At 72.9% G+C, this 12,405-nt stretch carries 8 protein-coding genes and 1 pseudogene; 4 read left to right on the plus strand and 5 right to left on the minus strand.

The window, feature by feature from the left end; translation table 11 throughout:
- Positions 1-36 precede the first annotated feature (36 nt).
- On the plus strand, positions 37-1,032 hold the full coding sequence (locus tag OG370_RS17025) for an aldo/keto reductase (protein WP_328465131.1): 996 nt from the start codon (positions 37-39) through the stop codon (positions 1,030-1,032).
- A 171-nt stretch (positions 1,033-1,203) separates the two neighbouring features.
- Here the strand turns inward: OG370_RS17025 and thpR are convergent, their stop codons facing one another.
- The 3 genes and pseudogenes from thpR to OG370_RS17040 form a co-directional block, all read right to left on the minus strand.
- On the minus strand, positions 1,204-1,815 hold the full coding sequence (gene thpR, locus OG370_RS17030; protein WP_328465133.1) for an RNA 2',3'-cyclic phosphodiesterase: 612 nt from the start codon (positions 1,813-1,815) through the stop codon (positions 1,204-1,206).
- 239 nt (positions 1,816-2,054) lie between these two features.
- A pseudogene (locus OG370_RS17035) lies at positions 2,055-3,407 on the minus strand (MFS transporter); the annotation flags it as partial.
- A 70-nt stretch (positions 3,408-3,477) separates the two neighbouring features.
- Complete coding sequence (locus tag OG370_RS17040) at positions 3,478-3,855, minus strand: MarR family winged helix-turn-helix transcriptional regulator (RefSeq protein WP_328474191.1); 378 nt, start codon at positions 3,853-3,855, stop codon at positions 3,478-3,480.
- 217 nt (positions 3,856-4,072) lie between these two features.
- Between OG370_RS17040 and OG370_RS17045 the strand changes: the two genes are divergently transcribed.
- The gene (locus tag OG370_RS17045; RefSeq protein WP_328465135.1) at positions 4,073-4,369 is read left to right on the plus strand and encodes a hypothetical protein; all 297 of its coding nucleotides are present in this window, start codon (positions 4,073-4,075) and stop codon (positions 4,367-4,369) included.
- Here OG370_RS17045 and OG370_RS17050 read toward each other — a convergent pair.
- Positions 4,339-5,793, minus strand: coding sequence for an NCS2 family permease (locus tag OG370_RS17050; RefSeq protein WP_328465137.1), 1,455 nt, complete (start codon positions 5,791-5,793; stop codon positions 4,339-4,341). The two genes, OG370_RS17045 and OG370_RS17050, sit on opposite strands and share 31 nt — an antisense overlap.
- 183 nt (positions 5,794-5,976) lie before the next feature.
- Between OG370_RS17050 and OG370_RS17055 the strand changes: the two genes are divergently transcribed.
- Both OG370_RS17055 and OG370_RS17060 read left to right on the plus strand, forming a co-directional pair.
- A complete protein-coding gene (locus tag OG370_RS17055; RefSeq protein WP_328465139.1) occupies positions 5,977-6,315 on the plus strand; it encodes a DUF2530 domain-containing protein in 339 nt (112 codons plus the stop codon).
- 37 nt (positions 6,316-6,352) lie between these two features.
- Complete coding sequence (locus OG370_RS17060) at positions 6,353-8,743, plus strand: HAD-IC family P-type ATPase (RefSeq protein ID WP_328465141.1); 2,391 nt, start codon at positions 6,353-6,355, stop codon at positions 8,741-8,743.
- Between the two features lie 117 nt (positions 8,744-8,860).
- Here the strand turns inward: OG370_RS17060 and OG370_RS17065 are convergent, their stop codons facing one another.
- On the minus strand, positions 8,861-12,172 hold the full coding sequence (locus OG370_RS17065; RefSeq protein ID WP_443060872.1) for a sacsin N-terminal ATP-binding-like domain-containing protein: 3,312 nt from the start codon (positions 12,170-12,172) through the stop codon (positions 8,861-8,863).
- Positions 12,173-12,405 lie beyond the last annotated feature (233 nt).

Genomic DNA, 12,405 nt, shown 5'->3' on the forward strand with positions numbered 1-12,405 from the left:
TGATTCGAGCGCACTCCAAGAGCTTGGCTTGAGGCTATGGAGTACACACAGCTCGGACGTTCCGGCCTCAAGGTCAGCCGCCTGGTTCTCGGCACGATGAACTTCGGTCCGCAGACCGATGAGGCGGACAGCCACGCCATCATGGACTCGGCTCTCGCCGCCGGGATCAACTACTTCGACACCGCCAACGTCTACGGCTGGGGCGCGGACAAGGGCCGCACCGAGGAGATCATCGGCAGCTGGTTCGCGCAGGGCGGCGGCCGCCGGGAGAAGGTCGTGCTGGCCACCAAGGTCTACGGCAACATGGCGGCCGAGGACGCCGACTGGCCCAACTACGACCGGCTCTCCGCACTGAACATTCGCCGCGCGGTGGAGGCCAGCCTCAAGCGGCTCGGCACCGACTACATCGACATCTACCAGTTCCACCACGTGGACCGGAACACGCCGTGGGAGGAGATCTGGCAGGCGATCGACGTCCTGGTGCAGCAGGGCAAGATCCTCTACGCCGGTTCCAGCAACTTCGCCGGCTGGCACATCGCCCGGGCCAACGAAGCCGCGGCCAGGCGCAACTCGCTCGGCCTGGTCAGCGAGCAGTGCCTGTACAACCTGGCGGTGCGGGACGCCGAGATGGAGGTCATCCCCTCCGCGCAGCACTACGGCCTCGGGGTGATCCCGTGGTCGCCGCTGCACGGCGGTCTGCTCGGCGGGGCGCTGCGCAAGCAGCGCGAGGGCGGCGGGGCGCGCTCCACCGCGGGCCGCAGCGCGGACGCCCTGAAGTCGCCGCAGCAGCGCGACCAGATCCAGGCGTACGAGGACCTCTGCGACAAGCACGGAGTCGACCCCGGCGACGTGGGCCTGGCATGGCTGCTGACCCGGCCGGGCGTGACCGGGCCGATCGTGGGTCCGCGGGTGCAGGCACAGCTCGACTCGGCGCTGCGGGCCGTGGAGTTGGAGCTGTCGGAGGAGTTCCTGACGTCCCTGGACGAGATCTTCCCCGGCCCCGGGCCGTCCCCGGAGTCCTTCGCCTGGTAGCCCTGGCAGCGAAGGAAGCGGGCGCGCGGGCGGAGTTCGCGGACGCGCCCTAGGAGTGTGCGTGGGCCGCCGGGGTCAGTGGACCGCGGCGGCCACGACCACCACCGCCAGCATCAGGACGAAGGCGGCGGTCATCACACGGGTACGGGTCTTGGGGTCCACGCTTCGAGGTTAGCCGTCCGTGGGAGCCGGTCCGCCGCCCGGGCCCGGGGTACGGCCGAGCGGCCAGGTGGCCACGGTGTCGTAGCGGGGCTGCTCGCCCGGTACGCCGGAGCTCGGAAGGGCGCTGGCGACCAGGGCGAGGGTGCCGACGGTCCAGGGCGAGCCGCGGAAGGCGGCCAGGGCGTCCGCGAAGGGCCGCAGCGGCACCGTGGTGGAGCGCGGGACACGGGCGAGGGTCAGGTGGGCGCGGAAGGCGTGCCGCTCGGCGTCGTGGGGCACCCCGGCGCGGCGGCCCGCGGCCTGGACCGACGCGGCGAGGCGGGAGAGGGCCGGCAGGTCGCCCTCGGCACCGATCCACAGGGCGCTGGCGCCGAAGTGGCCGCCGCCGGCGAGCCGCAGGGTGAGCGGATCGTGCCGGCGGGCGGCGCGGGCGAGACGTGCGTCGAGTTCGGGACGTACGCCGTCGGGCACCTCACCGAGGAAGGCGAGGGTGAGGTGCCAGCCTCCGGCGGCGGTCCACCGCAGGTCCTGGGCGCCGGGTAGGCGCCGCAGGGGTGCGAGCGCGGCGGTGAGTTCGGCCACCGCGGCGGCGGGCGGCAGGACCGCCGTGAAGAGCCTCACGCCGCGGAGGTCAGCCGGTTGCCGGACGGGCTCGGGTCTGTGCCGGGCGTGCCCTGGTCGCCGGCGCCTCGTTCGGGGGCGCCTCGCTCCGAGGAGCCCGACTGCGAGGTGCTCTGCCCGGGGACGTCTTCGGCACCGGCACCAGCACTGGCACCAGCAGCACCCGCCGGGTCGGAGCCCGCCGGGTCCGGCGCCGGACCCGCCGTCGCGGTGCCGGCCTCGGCCGGCACATCGGGGAGCGGTTCCCGGGGCACGAAGGCGATCAGCGGGCGGCTCTTGTCGCGGCCGGCCCGCAGGTTCACCCGCAGCCTCAGTCCACCGGCCCGGGCGAGCACCAGCCCGACACCGGCCGCTCCGGCGGCGGAGACCAGGCCGCCGGACAGGAAGCCGATCCGGGCGCCGAAGGTGTCGGTGACCCAGCCCATGACCGGGCCGCCGATCGGGGTGCCGCCCACGAAGACCATCATGTACAGGCTCATCACCCGGCCGCGCATGACCGGGTCGGTGGCGAGCTGGACGGTGGCGTTCGCGGTGGTGTTGAAGGTGAGGCCGAACACGCCGATCGGCACCAGGAGGATGGCGAAGAGCCAGAAGGCCGGGGCGACCGAGGCCACCATCTCCAGCAGGCCGAAGAGCAGGGCGGCGGCGACCAGCATCCGCAGCCGGGTGCGGGTGCGGCGCGCGGCGAGCAGGGCGCCGATCAGGGAACCGGCGGCCATCAGGGTGTTGAACAGGCCGTAGGTGCCGGCGCCCGCGTTGAAGACCTTGTTGGCGAAGGCGGACAGCCAGATCGGGAAGTTGAAGCCGAAGGTGCCGATGAAGCCGACCAGCACGATCGGCCAGATCAGCTCCGGCTTGCCCGCCACGTAGCGCAGGCCCTCGCGGAGCTGGCCCTTGCCGCGGGGGGCGCGCTCGATCTTGTGCAGCTCGGAGGTGCGCATCAGCAGCAGGCCGGTGAGCGGGGCGAGGAAGGACAGGCCGTTGATGAGGAAGGCCCAGCCGCTGCCCACGGCGGTGATCAGCACACCGGCGACGGCGGGGCCGACGAGGCGGGCGGCCTGGAAGTTCGCGGCGTTGAGGGAGACGGCATTGCGGACCACGTCGGGGCCGACCATCTCCACCACGAAGGTCTGCCGGGTGGGGTTGTCGACGACGGTGACCATGCCGAGCAGGAAGGCGATGGCGTAGACGTGCCAGACCTGGACGACGCCGGACAGGGTGAGGGTGGCGAGCACCAGACCGAGCAGGCCGAGGGCCAGCTGGGTGGCCAGCAGGATCTTGCGCTTCGGGTAGCGGTCGGCGATGACGCCGCCGTACAGGCCGAACAGCAGCATCGGCAGGAACTGCAGCGCGGTGGTGATGCCCACCGCGAAGGACGAACCGGTGATGCTCAGCACCAGCCAGTCCTGGGCGATCCGCGACATCCAGGTGCCGGTGTTGGATATCACGGCGCCGGTCGCGAAGAGCCGGTAGTTGCGGATCTTGAGGGAGCTGAAAGTGCCCGTCTTAGCGGCGGGACGGTCAGGTTCGGTTGCGGTATCTGGTCCGGCTGCCGAACTCAATCGGTACTCGCCTGCCCTTCCTTGGGTCATTCGAGCGCGGCGGGCCCCTGAGGGCACGCCGCGCAGGCGGTCACGCGCGGGTCGCGCGGTGACCTGCGGTTCACAGGTGTGCCAACTTCTCCAGGACGGGGGCGGCCTGGCGCAGGATCGCCAGCTCCTCGTCGGTGAGTCCTTCGGCCAGCTCGGAGAGCCAGGCGTTCCGCTTGTCGCGGCTCTCGGCGAGCATCGCCTCGGCCTGCGAGGTGCGGCTCACCACCACCTGGCGCCGGTCGTCGGGATGCGGCTCCCGGCGGACCAGCCCCTTGCCCTCCAGCATCGCCACGATGCGGGTCATCGACGGCGGCTGCACATGTTCCTTGCGGGCCAGCTCCCCGGGGGTGGCGGAGCCGCAGCGGGCCAGGGTGGCCAGCACCGACATCTCGGTGGGGCTCAGCGACTCGTCGACACGCTGGTGGCGCAGCCGGCGCGAAAGCCGCATCACCGCGCCCCGCACTTCGCTCACCGCGGCGCGGTCGTCCTCGGACAGTTCGGTCACGGTCGTTAGCCTAGCTCATTACTTTGGCTAAGTACACCTGCAGGCGAATGATGCCCGTCACTCACGGCCCGAACCCCTCAGCCCCCGCAACTCACCCGTACGGGTGAGATTGGCGCCGAAAGCGACACGCGCGGCCGCGCTGTGCGGCGACGGTGGTCGCATGGCATCGAGAGTGCTCAGCCTCCGGATAGACGCAGAGCTGTGGGACCGGATCAATGACCATGCCGCCCGACGCGGAATGAGCGCCCAGGACTACGTGGTCCGGACGCTCATTCGCGACGACTTCGACGAACGCTTCAAGACGGCGGTCGAGGAGACCGACCGCTTCTACGCCGGCGCGGCCCGGCCCGGGCAGGAACCGCCCGCCGGGCCGGGCCCCGCCGCCCGCGACCCGGCGGCGCGGCGGGCCCGCTCCCAGGGCCGGCCTCAGACCAGGCCGAGCGCGGGCATCAGGTAGTAGAAGGTGAAGACCGCGGCCACCGCGTACAGCGCGATCGGCACCTCGCGCCAGCGGCCGGCCACGGTGCGCAGCAGGCAGAAGGTGATGAAGCCGATGCCGATGCCGTTGGTGATGGAGTAGGTGAACGGCATCAGCACCATCGTCAGGAACGCCGGCACCGCGATGGTGAAGTCGCTCCAGTCGATCTCCCGGATCGAGCCGGACAGGATCAGGAAGCCGACGGCGACCAGCGCGGGGGTGGCGGCCTGCGCGGGCACCATCTCCGCGAGTGGCGCCAGGAAGAGCGCGAACACGAACATCAGGCCGGTCACGACGCTGGCCAGACCGGTCCTGGCGCCCTCGCCGACGCCGGCCGTCGACTCCACGAAGCAGGTGTTCGCCGAGGAGGAGGTCGCGCCGCCCGCGGCGGTGGCGATGCCGTCGATCATCAGCACCTTGCTCATGCCGGGCAGGTCGCCCTTCTTGTCCAGCAGCCCGGCCTCGTCGCTGACGCCCAGGATGGTGCCCATGGCGTCGAAGAAGCAGGACAGCAGCACCGTGAAGACGAACAGGATGCCGGTGAGCACGCCGACCTGGTGAAAGCCGCCGAAGAGGCTGACCTTGCCGACCAGGCCGAAGTCGGGGGTGGCCACGGGGTTGCCGGGCCACTTGGGGACGGTCAGTCCCCAGCTCGCGGCGGGCACGTCGGCGATCAGGTCGACCACCACCGCGAGCACCGTCATCGAGACGATCGAGATCAGGATGGCGCCGGAGACCTTGCGGATGATCAGCGACAGCGTCAGCAGGGTGCCGAGCACGAAGATCAGCACCGGCCAGCCGGTGAGGTGGCCGTTGCCGCCGAGCTGCAGCGGCACCGTGGTGTGGGCGGCGTCCGGGATGCGGGTGACGAAGCCGGAGTCGACCAGCCCGATCAGCAGGATGAACAGGCCGATGCCGATCGCGATGCCCTTGCGCAGGCCCAGCGGCACCGCGCTCATCACCCGTTCCCGCAGGCCGGTCGCCACCAGCAGCATGATCGCCAGGCCGGCCAGGACCACCATGCCCATCGCGTCGGCCCAGCTCATCCGGGGCGCGAGCTGGAGGGCGACCACCGTGTTGACGCCGAGACCGGCGGCGAGCGCGACCGGCACGTTGCCGATCACCCCCATCAGCAGTGTGGTGAAGGCCGCGGTCACGGCGGTGGCGGTGACGAGCTGCCCGCCCTGGAGGTGGTGGTGGAACTTGTCGGTGCCCGAGCCCAGGATGATCGGGTTCAACACGATGATGTACGCCATCGCGAAGAACGTGGCCAGCCCGCCGCGGATCTCCCGGGGGATGGAGGAGCCACGCTCGGAGATGCGGAAGTAGCGGTCCAGGCCGGTGGCGGGCGGGGTACCGATGGGCGGGCGCGCGTCGACCGGAGCGGGGGCCGTGGGGGACATGCGGGTCCTCAGGGTGCTTTTATCGCCACGGATTGGGCGATCGTACGAATGATTTCGGTCAATGAGTGACCGTTTCAGTATGAACAAACAGGAAACCGGACGCTATCTCCGCGCGTAGAAGCCCATGGACTCGGGCCGACCCCGCCCGTCCCCGCCCCCTGCCGGGCCGCATACGATGACCCCATGAGCAAGGAGCGGACCCCTCTGCGCGAGGCCCCCGAGCCCCTGGAGGCCAACGACGTCGCGACGATCACGGTGGGCGTGATCGTCTGGTTCGTGCTCTTCTTCGTGCAGCTGCCCTTCTACGGCTGGTACTCCGACCACGGGCACACCTGGTTCATCTGGACCTGCCTGGCCGGCGGTGCCTGCGGGCTGCTGGGCCTGAAGTACGTACGGGCCCGGCGCGACGCCATCGCCAGGGCGCGGGCCGCCGGCCCCGGTGCCCCCGCCTCCCCCGACACCTCCGGCCAGGCCCCGGCCGCATCGGACACCACCGACCCGGAGAAGCCGCAACACGGGTGAACGGGTGAAAGCCGGGCACGCCACGTACCGTCGAGCCATGACGGAACGTACGGACCCCGGCATCGCACCTGCCCGCGAGCCCGGGCTGAGCAGCGCCGAGGTGGCGCGGCGGGTGGAGCGGGGCGAGGTCAACGACGTTCCGGTGCGCTCGTCCAGGTCGGTCACCGAGATCGTCAGGGCCAACGTCCTCACCCGGTTCAACGCGATCATCGGCGGGCTCTTCCTGGTGATCCTGGTGGTCGGGCCGATCCAGGACGGCCTGTTCGGGTTCGTGATCGTGGCGAACACCGCGATCGGCATCTTCCAGGAGCTGCGCGCCAAGCACACCCTCGACAGCCTCGCGGTGATCGGCGAGGCCAAGCCGATGGTGCGCAGGGACGGCACGGCCGCGGAGATCGGCACCTCGCAGATCGTGCTCGGCGACCTGATCGAGTTGAGCCCCGGCGACAAGGTCGTGGTGGACGGCCGGCTCGCCGAGGCGGACGGCCTGGAGATCGACGAGTCGCTGCTGACCGGCGAGGCCGACCCGGTGCTCAAGCACGCGGGCGACGAGGTGCGGTCCGGCAGCTTCGTGGTCGCCGGCGGCGGGGCCTTCACCGCCACCAAGGTCGGCCGGGAGGCGTACGCGGCGCAACTGGCGGACGAGGCGTCCCGCTTCACCCTCGTCAACTCCGAACTGCGCAACGGCATCAGCCGCATCCTCAAGTGGGTGACCTGGATGATGGCGCCGACCGCGATCGGCCTGATCATCAGCCAGTTCACGGTGGAGGACCACAACTGGCGCGAGGCGGTGCGCCGTACGGTCGGCGGCATCACGCCGATGGTGCCCGAGGGTCTGGTGCTGCTCACCTCGGTGGCGTTCGCGATCGGCGTGGTCCGGCTGGGCCGACGCCAGTGCCTGGTGCAGGAGTTGCCCGCGATCGAGGGCCTGGCCCGGGTGGACGTGGTCTGCCTGGACAAGACCGGCACCCTCACCGAGGGCGGCATGGACGTCACCGAGCTGCGGATGCTCGACGGCGCCGGCGAGGAGCACACCCGCCGGGTGCTGGCCGCCCTCGGCCGGTCCGACCCGCACCCCAACGCCAGCCTCCAGGCGATCATCGACGCCTACCCGCCGGAGTCGGCCGAGGACTGGCGTGGCACCGGCACCCTGCCGTTCAGCTCGGCGCGCAAGTACAGCGGCGCCGCCTTCACCGAGCCCGACGGCACCACCAGCCGCTGGCTGCTCGGCGCGCCGGACGTGCTGCTGCCCGAGGGGCACGAGGCACTGGCCGAGGTGGACCGGCTGAACGACGAGGGGCTGCGGGTGCTGCTGCTGTCCCGCACCGACCGGGAGCTGGACGACCCGCTCGCCGCGCAGGCGGTCGTCCCGACGGCCCTGGTGGTGCTGGAGCAGCGGCTGCGCCCCGACGCGGCCGACACCCTGCGGTACTTCGCCGAGCAGGACGTGCACGCCAAGGTGATCTCCGGCGACAACGCGGTGTCGGTCGGCGCGGTCGCCGCGAAGCTCGGGCTGTCCGGCGCCCAGCGGCCGGTCGACGCCCGGCGGCTGCCGGCCGGCCGCGAGGAGATGGCCCAGATGCTGGACGAGGGCGCCGTCTTCGGCCGGGTCACCCCGCAGCAGAAGCGGGACATGGTCGGCGCGCTGCAGTCCCGCGGGCACAACGTGGCGATGACCGGCGACGGCGTCAACGACGTGCTCGCCCTCAAGGACGCGGACATCGGCGTCTCGATGGGCTCCGGGTCCGAGGCCACCCGCGCGGTCGCGCAGATCGTGCTGCTCGACAACAGCTTCTCCACGCTGCCCTACGTGGTCGCGGAGGGGCGGCGGGTGATCGGCAACATCACCCGGGTCGCCACGCTGTTCCTCACCAAGACGGTGTTCTCGGTGCTGCTGGCGCTGCTGGTGGTGTTCTGGCAGATCCCGTACCCGTTCCTGCCGCGGCACCTGACGCTGCTGTCCACGCTGACCATCGGGGTGCCGGCGTTCTTCCTGGCGCTCGCGCCGAACAAGGAGCGGGCCCGGCCGAACTTCGTCCGCCGGGTGATGCGCTACGCCACCCCGGCCGGCGTGATCTGCGGCCTCGCGGCCTTCGCTACGTACCTGTTCGCCCGCCACCACTACTCCGGCTCCGGCGCGTTGGACGCGCAGACCAGCGCGGCGACGCTGACGCTGTTCCTGATGGAGGTGTGGGTGCTGGCGATCGTCGCCCGGCCGTACACCTGGTGGCGGGTCGCGCTGGTGTTCGCGATGGTGCTGGGCTTCCTGGTGGTGCTGGTCGTGCCGTGGCTGCAGCGGTTCTTCGCGCTGAAGCTGGTCGGCGAAGAGGTGCCGTGGTCGGCGGTCGGCATCGCCGCGGTCGGCGGGGTGGTGCTGGAGTTCTGCTGGGCGTGGGTCCGCCGCCGGGACACCCGCGCCCAAGCCTGAACACCCGTACGGCGCGGGGCCGTACGGGTCGCGGCGCCGTCACGGACGTACGGCTGCGGCAGCTGTACGGCGGCGGCTGTGCGGCAGTGACGGCGCGGCATTGGCGGCTGCTGCGGCCTAGTCGAACCAGCGAGCCCGGGCCAGTTCCTCGGTACGGGTCGGGTCCTCCAGCAGCGCGGCCAGCTCGAAGCGGCGCTCCCAGTGGCCCGCCGCCCAGGCCAGCCCGGCCGCGACACCTTCCACGGTGGCACCGTGCAGCACCCCGTCCACCCAGCGCCAGTCGACCTCGACGTCGCCGGTGAGCAGCAGCTCCTCGTGCTCGACGTAGCCGGTCGGAGCGCCGGGCAGCAGGTCGTGCACGGCGGGCAGGACGTCGTGCGGCTCGCCGTCCGAGATCACCGCCGCCTCGACCGCCTCGCTCAGCCGGCGGACCTGGAACAGCTCGGCCAGTTCGGCGGCCAGCCGCGGCGGTACGGGCAGCAGCGGCAGCCCGCCGGCCAGCGGGAGCAGGTCGGGTGCGTCGGCGACGAGCGCGTCGGCGGCGTCCACCACCACGACCTCGCCGTCCCGCACCGCCCGCAACTCGTCGGGCAGGGTGACCTGTTCGGGATCGAGCTCGGCCAACGCGGCATACAGACCGTGGAGTTGGGCCGCGGTGACGGGGCGGTCGGGGTCGGCGAGGCGGGTGAGCAGCTCGGCGCCGCCACCCGGTTCGGCGAGCAGCGCGTCGACCGTGGTGCGCACGCCGAGCGCGCGCAGCACCTGCGCGTCCACGGCCGTGTCGGTCTCGGCCTCGTCGTAGAGCCCGGCCAGCAGCCGGTCGCCGCCGGCGGCGCGCAGGCCGACCGGGCGCCGCCCGCCCAGCACCGGGTGATCGCGCAACCACCAGGCCGCGTAAGGCCGTACGGACTCGGTGGTGCCGTCCGGCAGCAGGACCCGGACCTGTGCCGTCACCGCGTCGCGCAGTGGCGGCCGGGAGAGCAGCGCGAGCGCCTGCGGCCAGGCGTCGTCGTCCACCAGGTCGAGGTCGCGGACGCCGATCACCTCGGTGGCGACCGGTGGCACGTCGGCCTCCGGAAGCTGGTCGAGGACGTCCTCGCACCACACGTCGACGGCGTCGAGCAGCCCGACGTCGTCGGGTTCCGCCCAGTCGGTGTCACGCGGGTCGAGGTCGTCGGGGTCGAGCACCACGTCCTCGGCGCGGACCAGCGCGAAGGTGGCGAGCACGCCCACCGCGGTGAGCGGCTGTTCACCCCAGCGGTCGGCCAGGTCGGCGTCCACGGCGGCGAGTTCGCCTTCGCGCAGCACGGACTCCAGCGGGCTGCCGGGCAGCACCAGCTCTCCCGCGGGGGCCAGTTCGCCGTCCTCGTCGGGCAGCGCGAGCCCGGCCAGCCACGGCTCGTCACCGGGCGAGAGGCCCGCGTCCCGGGCCAGTGCGAGCACCGCGTCGGCCAACTCCTCCGCGTCCAGACCCGTTTCGTCGTCCCAGGCGACCCGGTCGTCATCGAGGGAGGCGGCCACCGCGGCCCGCACCTGTGGACTGGTCAGGATCGCGCGCGGCGTGGCGGGGGCGGCGCCCAGCTTCTCCAGCAGCGGGTGGGCGGCGTCCGCGTGGGCGACCCGCAGGCCGAGCCGGGCGAGCACCGCCGGGTCCACACCGCCGGCGCGCTCGCCGGAGCCGGAGCCCGAACCGTAGCCGGAGCCGTCGAAGTCGCCCACGCCGTAAGCGTCTTCGCCCCGGGCCGAACCGCCGGCGGCGTACTCGTCGCCGCCACCGGGCACCGGCAGCAGCACCTGACGCGGGCCGACCACCGTACGGCCGTCGGCGAGCGGGACGGGCAGGCCGCTGAGCACGTCGGGGTCGGTGCCGGCGAGGGCGTCGTAGAGCCGCCACCACCAGTCGGCGGGGCGTTCGGCACCCGCCAGCCGGTCCACCACGTCGGCGAGCGAGAGCCGGGAGACGCCCAACTGGCGCAGCGCGGGACGCCGTTCGAGACTCGCTGGCAGCAGCGTGGGCAGTACCTCGGCGAGCACTCGGACCGCCTCTGCGGTGGCGCCCTCCACGATCTCGGCCTCCACCGGCCGCAGCGCGTGCCCCTCCCCCGCGAGCCGGCCGCCGTCGTCCCAGGCGTCCGGGTCCGGCGCGGGGCCGCCCGCCTCGGGCGCGGCCGCGCCGGCCTCCACGGCGCGCGGCAGGAACGGGGTCCGCGGCAGCGCGTCCAGGACCCGGCGGCGCAGTTCGGCGTCCAGGCCGCCCTTGCCGAGCGGTCCCGGCACCAGGTCCACCACGCCGGCGCCGGTCGGCCGCCACCCCGCGAGCAGCCGGACGTACGCCTCCGCGGCGCGGTCCAGCAGGAAGTCGGTGAGCGGGCCGGGCGCGGTGTGCCGCCGGGTCGGGTCGAGCGGGAAGGTGGCCAGCAGCAGCGCGGGCAGGCCGAGCGGCTCGTCGGTCGGGGTGGGGGCGTGCACGACGCCCGCGGTACGCGGCGCGGCCGGGGCGCCCTCGGGGTCCACCGGCACCGCCCACGTCACCGACCAGACCGGGCGCAGGCGTTCCTCCACCGGGCGGTCCGCGAGCAGTTCGGGGGTCAGCTCGCCGTCGCTCGCGTCGACCCGCCAGCGGGCGGGCGCGTCGCGGGAGCTGTCCTCGATCAGCACGTCACCACCGTCGAGTTGACGCCTAGTCAACGTCCGTACGCCCGACGGCGTGTCGATGACGACCTCGGCCAGACCGGGCAGCGCGAGCAGCAACGCGTCGTCCACGGCGGCGAGCAGACGGTTCGTCAGATCCTCGGCGGAGCCGTCCCGCAGCGGCAGCACCACCACGGTGTCGTACGGGTCCGGAGCGCTGCCCTCGGCGGGGAACGGCAGCCGCAGCAGCGGGACATGGCCGTCGCGGCGGCGCAACTCCTCGACCAGGTCGGGGATGTCGGCGGCGAGCGCGCGGGCCTCGCCGAGTGACCAGCGCACTCCGCCGCTGCGGCTGAGCACGGCGGGCTCGTCACTGACCGCGAGGACCGCGGCGAAGCCGATGCCGAAGCGGCCGACGACCGCCTCCGCGGCGTCGTCGCGCTTGGCGGAGGCGCGCAGCGTGGACAGCGACTCGACGGCGGCCGGGTCCAGCGGGGCGCCGGTGTTGGCGGCGGCGAGGCAGGCGAAGGAGGAACCGGTGCCGTCGGCGGCGCCGGGGCCGGCGTCGTGCAGGGTGAGCCGGAGCCGTCCGGGGACGCCGGCGCGGGTCGCGGCATCGGCGGCGTTCTGGGCGAGTTCCACGATCAGCCGGTCGCGGTGACCGCCGAGCGCGAGGTCCTCCTCGGCGTTGGCGTCCTCGCGGAACCGCGCGGCGGACGCGGACCACGCGGTCAGCACGGCCTGGCGCAGGGAAGCGGTACGGAAGGGGTCCGGCTGGCCTTCCGGGGTCGTGCGGATCACGCCTGGGCGGGTCACTTGGACCTTTCGTCATGCACTGTGCGCTTCGGGTTCCGGCCGCTCCGGGCCCCTTTCAGCCCGACCGTACTCCACTGCGTCCCATGGGTGCTCCGACCCCCTGAAGTGGTCGGTTCTGTCCGCCAGGGCCCGAACGGTCCGTTCCGGTCCGCCCGAGCCGTCCGTCCGCCAGGGCTCCCCCAGGGCCGCGCCTGGGGCAGTACGCGGGCAGCGCC

Source organism: Streptomyces sp. NBC_00448 (genome assembly GCF_036014115.1).
GTDB lineage: Bacteria > Actinomycetota > Actinomycetes > Streptomycetales > Streptomycetaceae > Actinacidiphila.